This window comes from Psychromonas sp. L1A2 (assembly GCF_009828855.1).
Taxonomy (GTDB): Bacteria; Pseudomonadota; Gammaproteobacteria; order Enterobacterales; family Psychromonadaceae; genus Psychromonas.
Window position 1 is genome coordinate 58,847 of the sequence record NZ_WUAG01000002.1, and the last position, 17,415, is coordinate 76,261.

At 35.5% G+C, this 17,415-nt stretch carries 19 protein-coding genes; 6 read left to right on the top strand and 13 right to left on the bottom strand.

What is annotated here, in order from left to right:
• Positions 1-58: 58 nt before the first annotated feature.
• A complete protein-coding gene (locus tag GQR59_RS10725; RefSeq protein WP_160062636.1) occupies positions 59-931 on the bottom strand; it encodes an FTR1 family iron permease in 873 nt (290 codons plus the stop codon).
• Positions 932-934: 3 nt separating this feature from the next.
• The gene (locus GQR59_RS10730) at positions 935-1,351 is read right to left on the bottom strand and encodes a cupredoxin domain-containing protein (RefSeq protein WP_160062638.1); all 417 of its coding nucleotides are present in this window, start codon (positions 1,349-1,351) and stop codon (positions 935-937) included.
• A gap of 624 nt (positions 1,352-1,975) precedes the next feature.
• Here GQR59_RS10730 and folE point away from each other — a divergent pair.
• On the top strand, positions 1,976-2,548 hold the full coding sequence (gene folE, locus GQR59_RS10735; protein ID WP_025563056.1) for a GTP cyclohydrolase I FolE: 573 nt from the start codon (positions 1,976-1,978) through the stop codon (positions 2,546-2,548).
• 181 nt (positions 2,549-2,729) lie between these two features.
• Here folE and GQR59_RS10740 read toward each other — a convergent pair whose 3' ends face one another.
• Together GQR59_RS10740 and tyrS are read right to left on the bottom strand one after the other, a co-directional pair.
• A complete protein-coding gene (locus GQR59_RS10740; protein ID WP_160062640.1) occupies positions 2,730-3,443 on the bottom strand; it encodes a hypothetical protein in 714 nt (237 codons plus the stop codon).
• A 12-nt stretch (positions 3,444-3,455) separates the two neighbouring features.
• Positions 3,456-4,727 (bottom strand): tyrosine--tRNA ligase, encoded by a 1,272-nt coding sequence (gene tyrS, locus GQR59_RS10745; RefSeq protein ID WP_160062642.1) that lies wholly within the window; start codon positions 4,725-4,727, stop codon positions 3,456-3,458.
• 140 nt (positions 4,728-4,867) lie between these two features.
• Here tyrS and mtnN point away from each other — a divergent pair, with 140 nt between their 5' ends.
• Together mtnN and GQR59_RS10755 are read left to right on the top strand one after the other, a co-directional pair.
• The gene (gene mtnN / locus GQR59_RS10750; RefSeq protein ID WP_160062644.1) at positions 4,868-5,563 is read left to right on the top strand and encodes a 5'-methylthioadenosine/S-adenosylhomocysteine nucleosidase; all 696 of its coding nucleotides are present in this window, start codon (positions 4,868-4,870) and stop codon (positions 5,561-5,563) included.
• Positions 5,563-6,537, top strand: a complete 975-nt coding sequence (locus GQR59_RS10755; RefSeq protein ID WP_160062646.1) for a cobalamin biosynthesis protein — start codon at positions 5,563-5,565, stop codon at positions 6,535-6,537. The genes mtnN and GQR59_RS10755 overlap by 1 nt, the downstream gene beginning before the upstream one ends.
• A 446-nt stretch (positions 6,538-6,983) precedes the next feature.
• Here GQR59_RS10755 and GQR59_RS10760 read toward each other — a convergent pair whose 3' ends face one another.
• The 7 genes from GQR59_RS10760 to GQR59_RS10790 all read right to left on the bottom strand — a co-directional run bounded on the left by GQR59_RS10760 (position 6,984) and on the right by GQR59_RS10790 (position 11,222).
• Entirely contained in the window at positions 6,984-7,598 is a 615-nt protein-coding gene (locus GQR59_RS10760; RefSeq protein ID WP_137297819.1) for an FKBP-type peptidyl-prolyl cis-trans isomerase, read from the bottom strand.
• 196 nt (positions 7,599-7,794) lie between these two features.
• Positions 7,795-8,352 carry a bifunctional adenosylcobinamide kinase/adenosylcobinamide-phosphate guanylyltransferase gene (locus GQR59_RS10765; protein ID WP_160062648.1) on the bottom strand — a complete coding sequence of 186 codons (558 nt, stop codon included), beginning with the start codon at positions 8,350-8,352 and terminating at the stop codon, positions 7,795-7,797.
• A gap of 261 nt (positions 8,353-8,613) precedes the next feature.
• Positions 8,614-9,426: a 2OG-Fe(II) oxygenase gene (locus GQR59_RS10770; RefSeq protein WP_160062650.1), complete on the bottom strand. Its 813-nt coding sequence runs from the start codon at positions 9,424-9,426 to the stop codon at positions 8,614-8,616.
• A gap of 21 nt (positions 9,427-9,447) precedes the next feature.
• Positions 9,448-9,591 (bottom strand): hypothetical protein, encoded by a 144-nt coding sequence (locus GQR59_RS10775; RefSeq protein ID WP_160062652.1) that lies wholly within the window; start codon positions 9,589-9,591, stop codon positions 9,448-9,450.
• Positions 9,592-10,178: 587 nt separating this feature from the next.
• Positions 10,179-10,268 (bottom strand): DOPA 4,5-dioxygenase family protein, encoded by a 90-nt coding sequence (locus GQR59_RS19010; RefSeq protein WP_160065123.1) that lies wholly within the window; start codon positions 10,266-10,268, stop codon positions 10,179-10,181.
• Between the two features lie 54 nt (positions 10,269-10,322).
• The gene (locus tag GQR59_RS10785) at positions 10,323-10,805 is read right to left on the bottom strand and encodes a lysozyme inhibitor LprI family protein (RefSeq protein WP_328600620.1); all 483 of its coding nucleotides are present in this window, start codon (positions 10,803-10,805) and stop codon (positions 10,323-10,325) included.
• Positions 10,806-10,895: 90 nt separating this feature from the next.
• A complete protein-coding gene (locus tag GQR59_RS10790; protein WP_160062656.1) occupies positions 10,896-11,222 on the bottom strand; it encodes a DUF4405 domain-containing protein in 327 nt (108 codons plus the stop codon).
• A gap of 811 nt (positions 11,223-12,033) precedes the next feature.
• Here GQR59_RS10790 and GQR59_RS10795 point away from each other — a divergent pair.
• From GQR59_RS10795 to GQR59_RS10805, 3 genes are all read left to right on the top strand, one after another.
• On the top strand, positions 12,034-12,714 hold the full coding sequence (locus GQR59_RS10795; protein WP_160062658.1) for a glutathione S-transferase family protein: 681 nt from the start codon (positions 12,034-12,036) through the stop codon (positions 12,712-12,714).
• A gap of 106 nt (positions 12,715-12,820) precedes the next feature.
• Positions 12,821-13,948 (top strand): zinc-binding dehydrogenase, encoded by a 1,128-nt coding sequence (locus GQR59_RS10800; protein WP_160062659.1) that lies wholly within the window; start codon positions 12,821-12,823, stop codon positions 13,946-13,948.
• A gap of 680 nt (positions 13,949-14,628) precedes the next feature.
• Positions 14,629-15,324, top strand: coding sequence for a YitT family protein (locus GQR59_RS10805; RefSeq protein ID WP_201288091.1), 696 nt, complete (start codon positions 14,629-14,631; stop codon positions 15,322-15,324).
• 196 nt (positions 15,325-15,520) lie between these two features.
• Here the strand turns inward: GQR59_RS10805 and GQR59_RS10810 are convergent, their stop codons facing one another.
• Both GQR59_RS10810 and GQR59_RS10815 read right to left on the bottom strand, forming a co-directional pair.
• A complete protein-coding gene (locus GQR59_RS10810; RefSeq protein ID WP_160062661.1) occupies positions 15,521-16,144 on the bottom strand; it encodes a LysE family translocator in 624 nt (207 codons plus the stop codon).
• A 265-nt stretch (positions 16,145-16,409) separates the two neighbouring features.
• On the bottom strand, positions 16,410-17,249 hold the full coding sequence (locus GQR59_RS10815) for a LysR family transcriptional regulator (protein WP_160062663.1): 840 nt from the start codon (positions 17,247-17,249) through the stop codon (positions 16,410-16,412).
• Positions 17,250-17,415 lie beyond the last annotated feature (166 nt).

Below are 17,415 nucleotides of genomic sequence, written 5' to 3' on the forward strand. Positions count from 1 at the left end.
ATATAATTTCTTTCTTTAACTTTCTATATCGCTTTTTATATCGCTTTTTATATAGCCTTTAAGCCTGTTCAGCGGTTACATACGCAATGGGTTCAGACTGCTTATTTGATTGCCATTTAAGCAACAGTAATACTGCAACCCAAAAAGTACTTAATATCATCAGATCCCAACCAATCGGTTGTGAGCGATAAGCAAAGAGTGAAGCTAATAAATTACCAAAAATAGAGCTATCACTTAGCACATTACTCATATCCCAAATGTTGCTATATAACCAACTTGGTAAATCTGTCGCCGCTAACGGGCCACCTAATAATTTTTCTGATGCTGCTAAAAACAATGCAGATCCAAGGAAAAGCAACATAATCTCAGTGACTTTAAAGAACCATTTCCAAGAAATAAATTTTCCACCTAACTGCAAGGCATAAAACATTACCATCGCTAGTGCAAGACCAATTGCAACAGCGCTGAAGAAACTTATATAAGAAGCCAATGTCCCCAATTGTAAAAGTGAACCGTATAGGAACATGACCGTTTCAGAGCCTTCACGCCCCACCGCAATCATTGACAAGAAGAACACTCCCCACCAGCTTTTTTTACCCTGCAGACTTTTTTCTAACCCTGCTTCAAGATCATTCTTCAATGTACGTCCATGGACTCGCATCCATAGCACCATTTGTACAATCAAAGCACTTGCAAGTGCTAACATGCCGATTTCAAACCACGCTCGACTGTCACCACCTAATAAATCTGAAACACCAATTAACGTTAATGTTAATAACGCCGCTAAACCAAATCCTGCTGCAACTCCTGCAAACAACCATTTTTTACCTGTTGCTGCATCCGCTCTTCCATCCATCCAAGCATAAAGAATTCCGATCACTAAGAGTGCTTCAATGCTCTCTCTACAGACGACAAAAATTGTTTGTCCCATCTTTTAATCCTTAGCTTTAACTATTATTTTACCGTGTGTTGTTGGCGCAAAGTCATCAAAATAATCATAAGTACCAGCGTCTAATGGAATAATCACTAGTGTTGTTTCAGCATTCATAAATAACACTTTTTCTTGACGCAACTGATTACTTTCGAATTCAGCGGGTTTATTACCAAGATTACGTACCACTAGACGGAACTTAGTTTTTTCTGGTACTACTAATTCAGTCGGCGTTAAAACACCATCTTTCATTTCAACAAGGTAGGTTTTTAATTTAGTGTAACGGGGGTCATTCATTTCGACACTAAAACCATCAGCATCTAATTGTGAAGTATTCGGGGTTTCGCTTGCTATAACGAAAGAATTAACCGCCATTACAGCGACAAAAGAAAAAAGCAATACATGACGAAAAAGTTTCATTGAAAATATCCAAATATTTGTTTATAAAAGTGAGGCGCACCCCTCAACTTCGTTATTTTTATTAACACTACAGATCATAAAGTAATAAAAGATCATAAGCAATAATAACAATCATTACTATTTGCAATAATTATATTTATTTCACCATCGTCTAAATAAGGCGTCATTTTTTGTCAAAATAATCATTTAACGCTTTTGCTTATTTACCTGATTATTCTCTTTTTAAAATAGAATTAAACGGTTCCTAAAATAAATTCACTATAAGATCGCTTACCCTACTAATTAGTTTATCGAGTATCGATATTAAAAATTCTACGTTTTATTCAGGCTTTTTTATTTCTTGCTGATAACGAATACTGGTAACATACGCAACTTAATTCAGTGGGTAAGTCCGAAGTAACATAGTGATCGCTATAGAGATGAATAAAAATTTTATAGGTACCCCTATAATCAAGCTCTTTTAAAATAAATACATTAAACGTCATAAACAGTGCATTTATTAACGAGCCAGATACGTCCCACTTTGAAGTTGCAATGAAACGCGGCGTGAATGAGTAGCGTAATTAATGCCATATCTTAGATTCGAATATAAAAAAATATAATAAAAGTTAAAGGAAATATTTCATGGACAAAAACATAGAGTTCGAGAATTCGGTTAAAAAAATGCTTGAACATGTAGGTGAAGATCCAACGAGAGAAGGTCTAATAGACACCCCTTCTCGAGTAAGAAAAGCCTTTGAATTTATGTGTGGTGGTTATACTCAAGATCCAAAAGAGATTCTTCAAAAAGCCCTTTTCACTTCTACCAATGATGAAATGGTTGTTATAAAGGACATCGAGTTTTATTCACAATGTGAACATCATATGTTGCCAATTATTGGTAAAGTGCATGTTGCTTATATTCCCAATGGTAAGGTTGTTGGCTTATCTAAAATCCCTAGAGTGATAGATGTATTCGCAAGACGTCTACAAATTCAAGAGCAATTAACAGAACAAATTTGTGATGCCTTAAATGAGCACCTTCAACCGAAAGGCGTTGCAGTAATGATCGATGCTAGACACATGTGTATGGAGATGCGAGGTGTTCAAAAAATCTGTTCAACCACCGTGACTTCGGCATTGAGAGGTTTGTTTAAATCGAATAAAAAGACTAAAGATGAGTTCTTATCAATCGTGTCATCTTCTTTAAGAAAATAAGCTTTTTAATAGGTTTTTAATAAACTTTTTAATAAGCTTTTTAATAAGTAATGGTAAGCCCTTTCTTAATTAAAAGTCTGACTTAACAGTAAAAATAAACACAAAAAAGCCTGATATTAATCAGGCTTTTTATTAGCTTAAAACGATTGATTCAGCTAGCATTTCACATCAATATGAAAGACTAGAATGCAAAAGTTACATTTGCAGTAAATTCTTCATCGTCATTCGCGCTAACACTAAAACCAAACGTATCAGATAATTGGACACCTGCGTCTATCGTTGCTTCCCATTCGTTAAGGTCGGCACCTTTAAAACCATGTGCATAGCTTGGCGTAATACCAACCCAATACATACGATTAAATGTATACCGTGTCGTCGCATCAAATTTAACATAGGTAGTGTCTTCGATATCACCATCCCACAAATAACCAACACTCACTTTCGGGTAAAAGTTAAGATGATTATCCATAAAAGCAAGCTTGGCAAAGAAACCAATAGAGGTATCATTTACATCATCGAAATCATTACCATCAGCACGGATATCTTCACTCCAACTACTATCAAAAGTAACACCTGAATTAGACGTTGCATTTAATAGTAAATAATTTACTTCGTAAAAATCTAAGTCATGTTTTGCAGAGACAGTAAAACGATGTTTATACACACCACTTAAATAACCACCGTAAGATGCAGATAAATCAATACCTTCCGTACCACCTCCAATAGTTGCACTTGAGTAAACCGCTGTCGGATCGCTCATATCCACCCATGGTTGTTCTGTTTCATCGGCTGCTAATGCAGCAAAAGATGATAAACCAACCAATGTGCCAACCGTCGCTTTTAAGGCGCAGCTTTTTAAGACACTATTTTTTAAGGTATAGTTTTTTAAGATCATATGGATTCTCTTTTATTTCCAGATAAATAGATTAAATAAACGCTTACCACGTTTAACCAATGTATAACGTGAGAATAATGCATCTACTTTTTGAATAGTTGCTTCAGTATCAGTGACTTTGTCTCCATTCACCATCACTGCACCATTATTAACAAACTCTCGCGCCATTTTATTCGATGCAGCTAATTCGCAACTTGTTAATAATTCAACAATAGAAGCGCTTTCAGTTTCAACATCGGTAGCAGGCAGTCCATCTTGTGCTAATTGTGCTAAATCAGACTCGCTTAAACTACTTAAGTTCCCAGAAAATAATGCTTCAGTAATACGTTCTGCTGATGCTAACCCTTCTTCACCGTGCACTAAACGTGTTACTTCACGGGCTAAAATAGCTTGTCCCTGTGGACGCCCTTTAATGGTTTTATCTTTCTCTTCAATTTCTGCAATTTCTTCAACAGATAAGAAAGTGAAGTATCGTAAGAATTTGTAAACATCAGCATCTAACGTCGTTATCCAGAACTGAAAGAAAGCATATGGTGATGTTTTGGTCGGATCTAACCAAATAGTACCTGATTCCGTTTTACCAAACTTAGTCCCGTCAGCTTTAGTTACCAACGGCATAGTAATACCAAATACTTTTTCTTGGTTCATACGGCGCGTTAAATCGATACCACCGGTAATGTTACCCCATTGGTCAGAACCACCAATTTGTAACGTACACCCTTTCTCTTTATTTAACGCTGCAAAATCATAAGATTGTAATAACATGTAACTGAACTCAGTAAACGAAATACCAGCCCCTTCACGGTCGATACGTTGTTTAACTGATTCTTTTTGGATCATGGCATTGACACTAAAATGTTTACCTACATCACGTAAAAACGAGATGCTATCCATTTTGCTAATCCAATCTAAATTATTAACGACTTCGGCAGCATTGTCTTTTTCACCAAACTCAATAAATGCACTCACTTGCTTTTTAATTGAATCTACCCAGTTTCCGACAATCTCATCACTGTTTAATTTACGTTCTGCCGCTTTAAAACTTGGGTCACCAATCAAACCAGTTGCGCCACCCACTAAAGCCAACGGCTTATGGCCAGCTTCTTGAAAACGCTTAAGAATCAATAAAGGCACTAAACTACCGATGTGTAAACTATCAGCCGTTGGGTCAAAACCACAATATAAGGTACGACTCGCGCTAGATAGATGTTCGTGTAGTTCTTCATCTGCGGTTGTTTGGGCAATTAGACCACGCGCTTTTAAATCTTCGAGTAAGGCATTCATTTACTTTTTCCTAGTTTGCTAGCAATATTAATTACACAGGATTTTACACAGTTACTTGTCACAAAAAAACCTTAGAGTGAAGATATAGCAAACAATATGGTAGCATTACATCTTTATTGATATAACAAAGAGAAAATCACATGAAAATAGGCATTATTGGAGCAATGGATGAAGAAGTTAGCATCCTAAAATCGGCAATGAACAACGTAACAACAACTAGCATTGCAGGTTGTGAGTTTTACCAAGGTGACCTTAACGGCAAACAAGTTATTTTAACAAAATCAGGTATTGGTAAAGTGGCAGCAGCCGTTGCAACGACTTTATTGTTAGAAAAGTTCTCACCTGACACTGTTATTAATACCGGTTCAGCCGGTGGTTATGATAAAAACTTAAACGTTGGAGACATTGTTATTTCAACAGAAGTAAGATTTCACGATGTAGATTTAACGGCTTTTGGTTATGAAATTGGTCAAATGGCACAATTACCACCCGCTTTTGCAGCAACGCCTTCATTAATCGATATTGCTGAACAGGCTGCACAAACATTACCAGGCTTGAACATCATCAAAGGCCTTATTTGTACTGGTGATATCTTCATGGCCGATCCAGTAAAAGCAGAAGTAGCGCGTACTAACTTCCCAACCATGGCAGCTTGTGAAATGGAAGCTGCTGCGATTGCACAGGTCTGTTTCCAATTTTCAATCCCGTTTGTAATTATTCGTTCATTGTCTGACATTGCAGGTAAAAAATCAGAGCTTTCTTTTGAAGAGTTCTTACCTGTTGCCGCTAAAAATGCCTCTACCTTAGTGGAAGCAATTGTAGATAGAATTAATTAATGCAGGACACATTAGCATTAATGGAACAACACAGTGTTTATTTCAGCTTTATGTTTGCTGCACTGTGTTCGTTTTGTTTCTCATTACCTAAAGATCTTAACCCTCTTTCCGCTTTTTCACTTATTTTCAAACAAATAGCAGTTAAAGTTAACCTGCCAGAACGCAGTGATGGATATAAGCGATTAGCTAGTTTACTCGCCTTTTCATTAATATATTTTCCCATCGCCTTAATCATCAGCCAATTATATGTAGTGGCGTTTAAACCTTTTGTGATTGATATTGTGGTGGTCTATAGTTTGTTGTCTTGGCACGATAAAGTACACGTTTATAAACAGATCAACAGCGACCTACGGCATAATAGCTTGGCCACAGCAAAATTATTCTTATCTCCACTCACATTACGTGAAACAAAACCGCTGTCTTTATTAGGCACCAACAAAGCGACCATTGAATCTCTAGTATTACATTTAACAAATGGATGGTTTGCAGTCATTTTTTGGTATCTAGTCAGTGGCCTTTACGGTGCTTTGTTTTATCAACTAATGCATATTTGTACCCAACAATGGAACTGTAAATTACCGCTGTATAAGGTTTTTGGTCAACTACCCTCTTTCATTACCAGACTACTTCAATTGCCCGTACATATACTCGTTAGCTTTACATTTTCTTTGTACGATAAACCGATCAAGCACCTCTTTAAAAAATTCAAGCAAAGCGTTGATTGGCATCACTTTTCTTCGGGCTTATTACTAAGTAGTTTTGCATTAAGCATTCAAACACAACTTGGTGGTGTTCGCTTATATGAATCAGAAAAAGTGACTTATGCCAACATCGGTATTAATAATCAACCAACGGTAGATAAAGTCACCCTAGCAATTCAACGCCTAGGGTTAAGCGCCTGGTTTTGGTTAATTTGTATTAGTCTTTACGAATTTTTCCCGCAGATTGTTGCTTATTTTAATGGCAGTTATTAAGTCCTTATCTTGCAGAGAAAAGCACTTTAAAATTGTTCTGATAGGCAGGTCATTCTCAAATGTCGAAGTGAGTCTTATTAAAAAATAACGAATCAATTTTCATTGATAAAGATGAATGGCTGCCATTAATAAACTTATATTCTGAATCCAAGCATTAAGAGTCAGATAGTAATACCAAAAGAATTAATAAGGTGATCATTCTTGCTGGTTAAAATCAGCCCTAACTGCGTTGTGATTTTTGAAGTGAGAACAACTATCTCCTACAACTCACGCCTTATTAGTGTTAATTTTTCCTGCGCAATCTCTGATCACTTATTTAATTCCATTGGTATAATAGTATGATTTACCAATAGCCTAAAAGATGGCAATAAAAAAGCCCTTATCTGTTACCAGATAAGGGCTTTTTAACTCATTAAGTAATAAAACTTAAAGTAGTTAAGCTTAAATTATTTAATTGCTAATAATTCAACTTCAAATACTAATGTAGCGTGTGGGCCGATTGCAGCACCTGCGCCACGCTCTCCGTATGCAAGATCTGCAGGGATAGCTAATTTCATTTTTCCACCTGGAGACATTAATTGTAATGCTTCAGTCCAACCAGCAATAACGCCACCAACTGGGAATTCAGCAGGTTGACCACGTTCAACAGAACTATCAAATACAGTACCGTCGATTAAAGAACCGTGGTAATGAACGCTTACTGTAGATTCAGCAGTTGGTTTTTCGCCTTCGCCTTCTGCAACAACTTCATATTGAAGACCAGATGCAGTAACAGTAACGCCTTCTTTCTTAGCATTTTCAGCTAGGAATGCTTCACCAGCCGCGCCTAATACTTTAGCTTGCTCTGCAGCAGCTGCTTGCATGCGCTCAGAAATCACTTGGAATGCAGCTTGTAGATCTTGTTGAGAAACTTTACTTTCTGCGCCAGCAAAAGCATCAGCAATACCAGCAGAAACAGCTGAGATTTCTAGACCATCAAAAGGATTAGAAGCAAGTTGCTCACCCATTTGTAAACCGATACCGTAACTTGCTTGTTGCTCTTGAGTAGTATAATCAGACATATATTTTCTCTTTTTTTATGAATTATTGGGTTTCCCCATCTAGGTTAATTAATAATATGGGGAGCAAAAATAAGATTTAAAGGGAAAAAGGATAAAAAGTTAAATTTTCTTTGAAAGAAAGTTTATTTGATGAAGTTCAACAGCCTATTTATTGTTAAATTTTAACCTAATGGCAATGCATTAACACGATTTCAGGTTATTTAAGTACTTGTTGAATACCTGCTGTCAACAAAAAAGCATGTTCAGACAATGCCGCTACTTTTTGATTTAATTCACCTAGTTTATCAGCATAACGTCTTTGCAAAGGTGTTTCACCAATCAAGCCACACCCGACTTCCCCGGTCACAATAATGACATCGCATTTAGCCGTTGCTAAAAAAGATAATAAAGAAGCTTGTTGTTGTTCAAGTATGGTTAAGTTCTGCTGTAATGAATTGTCTAAACATAAATACCACCCTACCCAAGTAGAAAGACATTCAATCAACACGATATTTTCTGCTGAGTTCAGTGATTGTAAAACAGATAACAAATCAACCTGTTGGTAATCTAGTTCATGAGTAGAAATGGGTAACTCAAACTGTGCCTGACGACTTTGTTTATGTTTCTCAATACGTTCAATGGTTTCATCACCAAAAGCAACACTGGTAGCAATGTAGGCTGGTTTTAAAGAATGGCTATTTACGCGCTTAATTAATAATGCTTCTGCTGCCGCGCTTTTACCGCTCCGTACACCACCAATAAACAACTGAATCATAACTACCTTTTTAACATTAACGTGATTTCGAGACTATTCTCTGTCTTACTATTTTTAACTAAGCAAACCTATTTTAAATAAACAGTCAACTTTAACTAGGTACTCAATGTCAACTAGATACTCAATGTCAACTAGATACTCAATGTTAACTAAGTAATATTGGTTCAATTAAGTAACACAGATTTAACTCATTAAGACGACATCACTTTTGACTAAGTAGCACAGCATAATAATGAAATTAAAAATGAAATACAAAAGGACTTATTCTTTATTAATAAGCTTTTTTCCGCGGCCTGTTTTCAATGCCTTCGAAACATGATTACGTAGAAAATTATCAACAACACCCACAGTTCTTTTCCACGTTTCCTCAGGTCGACCTGTAAAAGAGGTGACGTGAAAGTACTCCAAACCGTTAGGTGATATTTCAGAAAAATAATAATTTGAAACACAACATCTTGCACGATCAGCAACAACAGGGTTCACTGAGTGCCATGATTTATCATTCGTTTCCATCACCACGAGTCGATTAAACTGAGCAATGACTGTTTCAGGAACGGTCACTTTCGCATCCCATAACTCAAAGTTACCGCCATTCTCGAGTGTCCACTCTGGCGTCACGTAATACAGTAAATTTAATCTACGATAACGCTTTCTGTTTCCATCATGGCTATTATCAATATGCGGATTTAAAAAGTCATTTTTAAACATCATTGAAAGCCCACCAGCATATAATGTAGGATCCCCTTCTAATGCTTTCATACCCACTAACGATGATATTTTCTCAACCACCTCAGGTAATTGAAACGCTTTAGTAATATCACTCAATATAACAGAGCTATTCGCTAAAGCAGCAAAGGTACTCTTTTGTTCACGGAAACTTTTACGTTTATGAAAGCCATCACCTTCTTTTGGAAAAGCCGCATAAATTTCATCAACTAATTCGACAGGCAATAAATTATCAATATAAAAATAATTCGTTGAGGTACCTTGATGCGTCGACCATTGTTTCAAAATAGATTCTGTTTGTTGCTCAAGCTGAGTAATGATCAGTTCTTTTATTGCTTCTAATCTCATACATCGATATTCCAATAAGGTTTAAATATTAATAAAGCGAGAAATAATGCTAATACCAAAAGAATTAATAAGATGATCATTCTTGCTGGTTAAAATCACCCCTAACTGCGTTGTGAGTTTTGAGGTGAGAGCAACTAACTTATCACTAACAATGACAATATCCATTATAAATGACCTTAATATTAACTTAATTATTCACCGCCATAACAGCCAATAGCTGAATTATGCCGAGAATAGTTATTAAAACGAAAGGCACATTATTTGATAATTACTTGGTGTTCAATTAATTATTTGCCTCTAATACCAAAAGAATTAATAAGGTGATCATTCTTGCTGGTTAAAATCCCCCCTAACTGCGTTGTGAGTTTTGAAGTGAGAACAACTATCTCCTACAACTCACGCCTTATTAGTGTTAATTTTTCCTGCGCAATCTCTGATCACTTATTTAATGCCATTGGTATAATTAAGTAATTGGGCCAATAAGGTTGAGTGATTGAAATAAATAAGAGCATATTCAGAATTGAAAAAACATAAGAAAGAGTCGGCAATAAAGCATAGAGATTATCAAATAAACTAAACACGCTATATATTGATAGTGCCCATTATAATTGTTTTTTGGTTAGTTATGGCATGCATTAATACACTAAATATTACTAGAGTATTAAGCGCTGTATTTTGCATTTATGAACAAAATATTACCATTGAACTTATACTATCAAATCTTCGTTCTATACATCGGTTTTAAATATAGCTTAATTGAGTTTTTCTGGCTTACCTAGCCAATATGTCATATCGGTATGATCTTTTAAGTTATCGCCTGCTACTGCATGAACAAATGAAATAGTAGATAAAAATCAATTTAAACTTGATTTACAAAGAGTAACCATTTATCGCCTTTAAACTTTTGGTTCAGGCAATACTGGTGGCGTACTATCCATATAAGTTAGGAAATTTGACCAGATTTCATATGTTCGTTGCTTAGTTAATTTAGTTTTACAACTCAAAGACATAACACCTCTAATACTGCCCTCTCGCCACATAGTATAAATAGAATCGCAATGCGCTTCAGCATAGACTTCCCATGCTTTTTGAGCTTTATCAATAGCAGTGATTAGCTCTTTATCGTCACTGTTTTTTTCTTTACTTTTAGCCAAATAGGTCGTCATTTCGAGTTCTGCCTTTTTCAACTCGACTCCAGCACAATAATTAATATCCAGCGTGCTGATTATGTTATTACAATTAATTTCATCGCTCACCGAAAAGCTTGAGTAGATGGCGAATATCAAGAAAATAAATTTATTCATTAGAAACCAGTTTATAGTAGAAAATAATAGTAATAGATAAACGTCCGCAGTAAATAATAGCTCGTTAAATATCATTTATTATGCGAATTTAGGATAGTTAAAATATAGTTAATTCAAAAGAAAACAATTAACTATATTTTTATATTCATCCATTTTGTAATTTTTTTAAAGCAAAAAAGCAGCGAACACCGTTAAAGTCACAATCACTAACGCACATAGTAACGGTGGAACACCAACCTTTGAATGCAATTTTAAATAATGACTTAACGATTTAAAATTCAAAGCACTGTGCATTAAGACTAAAAAAGTAGCAACAACACTTAAACAAAGATGTATATCTTTATATTGATGCTTACTAACCCCTAAAAATAACCAATTTCTTACTGCTACCCCATGAGGGGCAAAGTATAAAACCCAACCAGTAAAAACAAGTAAAACCAAAAAAACAGCCATGGTTACAGCAGCATAAGGACGTAAATGATTATAGTTCATTGTTACTCCTAATATTTAATTTTCTCTATAATTTCAAATAAAAGCTAACGATTAAAAGTGCTTATTTTATCTACTTCATTATTAAGTCTATTCATTAATTTTTTTCACCTACCATATTCTTTTATAGTTTGTATTATATGTAACTCTCACCACCATTAGCGGCATGCAGATCACATACTGGTTACCAATCAAAATACATTATTAAGTCGTTAACTCGGACATCAAAACAAGGCGTAACATGATGACAATGGCGAGTCCTTATAAAATATTACACTAAGTATTAGTGTTCGAGTTAACGACCCGCAGGACAAGTCGTGATGCAACCATCTTAGCTCCTGTCACAGCAAGGAAATAAAATCTCTATTTAACCTATTCGTTCTTTACCTTCATGCCTAGAATCTGTTTACCTTTCGTCTTGCTGAATTTTGTACCTTGAATGGTGAAGGGGATAGAACCTTTACTTATTTTCACTTAGTTGTCATTGAACAACCTTCATTAGCGCCCAAATCGACAATGATTTAATGACATCATAAGAATCCCAAATATACTCATCACCTGCAAAATCAGAGAATAATATTTTTTGAGATTCTTTGATTATTGTTGTCTTAAAAGCAATAGTGATTCATATTAACTCGCATATATAACTACATTAAAAGGTGTAATAATGTTTTTAAGTTAAATATTGCACCTTGTTACCGTTTTAACGTCTTATATATGGATGTTTTATTAAGCAATTAAAAACAACTTTACATTAATGCTTTAGATTGATGTTTTAAGCTAATGTTTTACCTTAAGAATAGAAGAGTGAATTATGATAATTTTGCACGGTTTTGCCGCTAGTAACTATTACAACCTAGTGAAACATGTACTTCTCTATAAACAATTACCATTCCAAGAAAACCTCCTTTACGCAGGCAGCAAGGAGCTATTAGCCATAAGTCCAGTAGGTAAAGTCCCCGCTATCACAACCCCCGATGATCTGAATATTTCAGAGTCGAGCGTGATTTGTGATTTTCTCGAAGAGACTTACCCTGATATTCAGCTCTACCCTGAAAACAGTGGCGAACGTGCCGTTGTACGTCAAATAATGAAAATAGCAGAGCTTTACTTTGAATTGCCAAGTAGACGATTTATACCTTATGCCTTTTCCGGTACTGAAGCGCCTGAACTAGTTAAAGTAGAAGTACGCCAAGTATTAAAACGCGGTATTACCGCCTTGAGCCATTTATCTCAATTTTCACCTTGGATTGCAGGTGACCAACTTACGATGGCTGATATTTACGTTTATTACGTTAATAGCATTGTCAGTAAGTTTGCATCTAGCCAACTTGGATGGGATGTATTAGCAGAAATTCCAGGAATGACTGAGTGGAATGAGTCTATGAGTGAATCTACGATAGCTCAAAAAATTGAAGCAGATCGTTTAACAAACATGCCTGAATTTATTAAAAAAGTAACGGCTCAAATTAAAGCATCAAAGGCTAAACAGTAATAGTTTGTTCAAGCTAAAAAAAATTACTGAATTAGCCCAATAAAAAGCATAACCAATACAAATTTTTATTGGTTAATAACTTACTTATTTGTAGGAGAAAATCGAAATGAAAAATACCAATATTCAACTGACTTCAACTATCAGCGAAGACAATAAACTAACACTTGCCTTACAAGACATCGACATGCCACAGCCAGGTAACGATGAAGTGGTTATTCGCATTGAAGCAGCACCATTAAATCCATCTGACTTAGGTGTTCTATTTAGTGCTGCAGACCTGTCAACGGCAGCCCAGTCTGGTACAAAACAAAATCCAGTAGTTACCGCAGATGTACCAGCTCAATTTATGCCTTCACTTAAAACACGTATTGGTAAAGCAACCCCTGTGGGCAATGAAGGCGCTGGCACAGTAGTCGCAGCTGGGTCATCACCTGCAGCGCAAGCATTAATGGGTAAAATGGTTGCTGTGATTGGTGGTGGTAGTTATCGCCAGTATCATTGTGCCAATATACAAAGCTGCCTTGTATTAAAAGAAGGCACAACAGCTAAGCAAGGCGCCTCGTCATTTGTTAACCCACTTACTGCATTAGCGATGGTCGAAACGATGCGTAAGGAAGGTCATAAAGCCATTATTCATGCTGCCGCAGCCTCAAATCTTGGGCAAATGTTAAATCGTATTTGTATTGCTGATGGCATCGATTTAATTAACATTGTACGAAAACCAGAGCAAGAAACATTATTACGCGATATGGGTGCAAAATTCGTTGTTAACTCGAGCAGTGAATCTTTCCTTGCAGACTTAACAGCAGCGATTGTTGAAACAGGTGCAACGATTGCATTTGATCCAATTGGTGGTGGTCAACTAACCAGTGACATTCTTAACTGTATGGAAGTGGCTGCAGCCCGTGATATGAAAGAACACACGATTTATGGTTCTGACACATTCAAACAGGTTTACATTTATGGTGCACTAAATCGTGGGCCTATTACCTTAAATCGTAACTTTGGTTTCGCTTGGGCTGTAAATGGGTTCTTACTATTTAATATACTTGGTAAATTAGGTGCTGAAACCGTGGCAACAATGCGTAAACGCATTGCTGATGAAATTACCACTACCTTTGCTAGTCACTATACACATCAAGTTTCATTGTCAGAGGCATTACAATTATCATCAATAGCGGCTTATTCTAAACAAGCAACGGGTGAAAAATACCTAATAACACCGCAAAGTTAGTTTATTATAAAAATGCAGCCTATTAGCAGCCTCTTAAATGGGCTGTTTTTTTAACGATGAGTGAGTGTAAATATATACCCGTTTCAACGCATTCTGAATGTTGCATCTTGAATGGTAACGAGTAAAAAAGCAGATGCTGAAATAGCATCTGCTTTTCTATTAAGACTTTTATTGATAAGAGTTCGATAAAAACGAACATTCTAAATAACTGGTGTCATGATCATATAATTTGTCATGCATTAGTTTAATCCTTCATGGCACAAAAAAACTACCCCAAATGCCTCTCATACTTGACCGATAATATCTTACTAATTCATGAAGCTTCCAGTCCTTACTTTCAGATAGCTAACTCCTATCTTTAATCAAACAATTATGAGTTTATAGCCGATTAAACAACCCGCTATTTATCGCATTACACAAAAGCGCAGGTCATTAATTTTAATGTACTTTAAAAGCTATTACGTAAAAAGGAAAAGTGTTCGTTCTCAATGCAAATATTTGTGATTACTGCACCATGTTAATGCAATTTAATTTATTAATGAGGTTGTTATATAACCTAAACAGAACTAAATTAGCGGCGTTGGTAGTGGGATTACAAATATTCATTATTGGTCTAATTATTGCTATTTAATCTTTAATTATTAAGTATTTATTGTTTGTTTGTTTAAAAAGTACTGAAGATGGATATTAAGTTTCCAGATACTTTCAAACGTTCAAAGTACATTAATTTATCTTTATTTTTTATTACTGAACAAACAATTAGGCTTGCTATGTCTACAAAATCAGCTCAACACTCATTCTTTGAAGATGCTCAAGGCATACTGATCGGCACACTTCTCGCCGCACTTGGTATTACGTTTTTCAAATCAACAGGATTGCTTATTGGTGGTACGGCAGGTTTAGCATTTTTAGGACAATATGCCTCTTCATATTCATTCAGCGATGTATTCTTTATTATCAACTTACCCTTTTATTATTTGTCATACCGACAACTTGGTTTAGCTTTCACATTAAAAACTTTTATTTCTGTTTTTCTACTGTCTATTTTTGTCGAATATGCACCTGCTTTTATGCAATTTAAATTTTTAGATCCCATCTATGCAGCGTTGATCGGTGGACTATTGGTTGGTTCAGGTTTACTTGGTTTATTTAGACACCAAGCAAGCTTAGGTGGCCTGACTATTCTCGCGCAATTTTTAGCACAAAAATACGGAATATCTATTGGAAAGTTTCAAATGGCCGTGGATTGTGTCGTCCTCATTCTTGCCGTTTTTATTGTTGATTGGAATGCTATCATTTTATCAATCGTTGGTGCGATTTCCTATAACTTGATACTGGTTATAAATCATAAACCAGGACGCTATAGTGCAAGATAATGAAATGGTTCCTTTTATAATCAAATAGCACTACTAGTCATACAACATTAGTGAAAAGCATCTTAAAATGGTACTACTCGCTGGCAAGATTGGAATATATAAAATGCTCTACAACCTTTAAAAAACGTAACTTGAAGCTTATTTCAACATTATTTGAAGGTATAGCCCAACCATAAAGCACACATGTTCAGGTATTTTAGTTTTTAATAAATAAAACACTCGTCCCCATACCAACAAATAAACCACCACTGATTCTATGGAACCATTTCATGTTATTTATATTTGATAGCACTCCCTTTGCTTTTTGTGCTAAATAGCCATAACAAGATAATGATAGAAATGAAAAGGCCATGAATATAGCCGTCATAATGATAAATTGGGGGATAATTTCATAAGTTGTATCTAAGAATTGAGGGAATAATGCAACAAAGAATAATATTGGTTTAGGGTTGGTCGCCGCGACTAAGAAGCCTTCTTTGAAGTAAGAACTTAAAGATCGGTTATTGTTGATGCCTAATATTTCTTTTGCGCCTTTCTTACTTGAAAATAATTGTCTAAACCCTAAATAAATAAGGTAAACAGCACCGACTATTTTAACCATAAGAAATACAGTCGAAGATGCTAAAAGGATCGCACTAAGACCACTGATCGACAATATTGATAACATCATTAGACCAATAATATTGCCAAGAGCAGACACCATAACGACTTTACTGCCATTAACTGCGCCATTATAGATAGCGAGTAAAATAGCAGGACCGGGACTGATGATATAAAAAAATGCGACAAAGACATATATTATTAACGTATCTATATTCATGAACTACCTCCAAAATCCTACCAGAAAAGATCAGTGCTGATTTAGTAAAAGAAGCCATACAATCTAGTTTTACACCAAAAAATAAATTAAAGCACTGAACAATTAAAATACAGCTCAATTAAAATACAGTTCAATTAGCTCACCGATTAACAATTAACTAACCGATTAACAAAATCCTAAAATTAACCATAAAGAGTGTTGTATTGTATTCATATACTTTATCTGATGTGTCATATTTTATTAAATCATCACGGCTATCAAATAGTTAAAACCAATCATCTTCACTTTCTAACACTTTGATAAGATGTTGCTTTAAATTATTAATGTTTAACTCTTTTTTAGCGTATCGAATTAAGTACACAGGATACGAAAATTGTGGAGAATCAGGGGTTAATTCGAGTAATCCTTGTTGTAAATATCGATTAATAACTCTTGTTCTAAAATAACCGCTACCACCACTTTTAAGCATTACTTGTAAAGCAACAGGCCCTAAGCTGATCGATATATTACTTCGCGCTAATTCTGGTAAAGCAGAGTCGTGCAATCTTTTGAATTTCTCACCCCAGTCGACATAAAGGTACGGAGTAGGCTTATTAACTGATTGAACTCTTACCAGTTTTTCATCTAATAAATGTTCAACCACAATTCGAGAGCTGTATTCAGGTTGATGGACAAGCGCAATATCTAATCCACCAGAGCGCACTTTCTCACACATTTGTTTATTGTCGCCTACCTCAATGGTTATCGCTAACTCTGAGGCAGTTTCATTCAGATGCGTTATTAACGTTGCTGCAATAGGATTCCATAACGTCAAATCAACACCGATAGCTAAACTACCTTTCACTGTTTCAGGTAACGGCAAATCTCTTTTAGCAGCATCCCATGTTTGCACTATTTGTGTCGCATAAGATTTAAAATGCTCTCCATTTTTTGTTAATGACGCACCACTTTTATTACGAATAAATAAGGCGCACTCCAACACCTTTTCTAAAGACTTTATGCGAGCGGTGACGGTAGTTTGAGTCACGTTAAGTTCATCTGCGGCTGCACCAAAAGTGTTCAAGTCGCAAATAGTTAGAAATGTTTTAGCTAAAATATAATCCACTTACTCACCTTTACATTCAAATAATCAATAATAAATCGATATATTATTCATTATACATTACTCATTGATTTATTATATTCTTTCGCACCAAATCAGTGCCAACGACCAATAATGGTGCGCGCATTAATTATGGCTATTTATTGTTGGAGACAAGTATTAAATCTTT

What these genes read in the sequence shown, in the direction of transcription:
- GQR59_RS10725 (WP_160062636.1), bottom strand. Translation starts at nt 931, where the DNA reads ATGGGACAAACAATTTTTGTCGTCTGTAGAGAGAGCATTGAAGCACTC.
- mtnN (WP_160062644.1), top strand. Translation starts at nt 4,868, where the DNA reads ATGAAAATAGGCATTATTGGAGCAATGGATGAAGAAGTTAGCATCCTA.
- GQR59_RS10770 (WP_160062650.1), bottom strand. Translation starts at nt 9,426, where the DNA reads ATGAGATTAGAAGCAATAAAAGAACTGATCATTACTCAGCTTGAGCAA.
- GQR59_RS10765 (WP_160062648.1), bottom strand. Translation starts at nt 8,352, where the DNA reads ATGATTCAGTTGTTTATTGGTGGTGTACGGAGCGGTAAAAGCGCGGCA.
- GQR59_RS10800 (WP_160062659.1), top strand. Translation starts at nt 12,821, where the DNA reads ATGAAAAATACCAATATTCAACTGACTTCAACTATCAGCGAAGACAAT.
- tyrS (WP_160062642.1), bottom strand. Translation starts at nt 4,727, where the DNA reads ATGAATGCCTTACTCGAAGATTTAAAAGCGCGTGGTCTAATTGCCCAA.
- GQR59_RS10760 (WP_137297819.1), bottom strand. Translation starts at nt 7,598, where the DNA reads ATGTCTGATTATACTACTCAAGAGCAACAAGCAAGTTACGGTATCGGT.
- GQR59_RS10790 (WP_160062656.1), bottom strand. Translation starts at nt 11,222, where the DNA reads ATGAACTATAATCATTTACGTCCTTATGCTGCTGTAACCATGGCTGTT.
- GQR59_RS10810 (WP_160062661.1), bottom strand. Translation starts at nt 16,144, where the DNA reads ATGAATATAGATACGTTAATAATATATGTCTTTGTCGCATTTTTTTAT.
- GQR59_RS10785 (WP_328600620.1), bottom strand. Translation starts at nt 10,805, where the DNA reads ATGATATTTAACGAGCTATTATTTACTGCGGACGTTTATCTATTACTA.
- GQR59_RS10805 (WP_201288091.1), top strand. Translation starts at nt 14,629, where the DNA reads ATGGATATTAAGTTTCCAGATACTTTCAAACGTTCAAAGTACATTAAT.
- GQR59_RS10795 (WP_160062658.1), top strand. Translation starts at nt 12,034, where the DNA reads ATGATAATTTTGCACGGTTTTGCCGCTAGTAACTATTACAACCTAGTG.
- GQR59_RS10755 (WP_160062646.1), top strand. Translation starts at nt 5,563, where the DNA reads ATGCAGGACACATTAGCATTAATGGAACAACACAGTGTTTATTTCAGC.
- GQR59_RS10775 (WP_160062652.1), bottom strand. Translation starts at nt 9,591, where the DNA reads ATGGATATTGTCATTGTTAGTGATAAGTTAGTTGCTCTCACCTCAAAA.
- GQR59_RS10740 (WP_160062640.1), bottom strand. Translation starts at nt 3,443, where the DNA reads ATGATCTTAAAAAACTATACCTTAAAAAATAGTGTCTTAAAAAGCTGC.
- GQR59_RS10730 (WP_160062638.1), bottom strand. Translation starts at nt 1,351, where the DNA reads ATGAAACTTTTTCGTCATGTATTGCTTTTTTCTTTTGTCGCTGTAATG.
- folE (WP_025563056.1), top strand. Translation starts at nt 1,976, where the DNA reads ATGGACAAAAACATAGAGTTCGAGAATTCGGTTAAAAAAATGCTTGAA.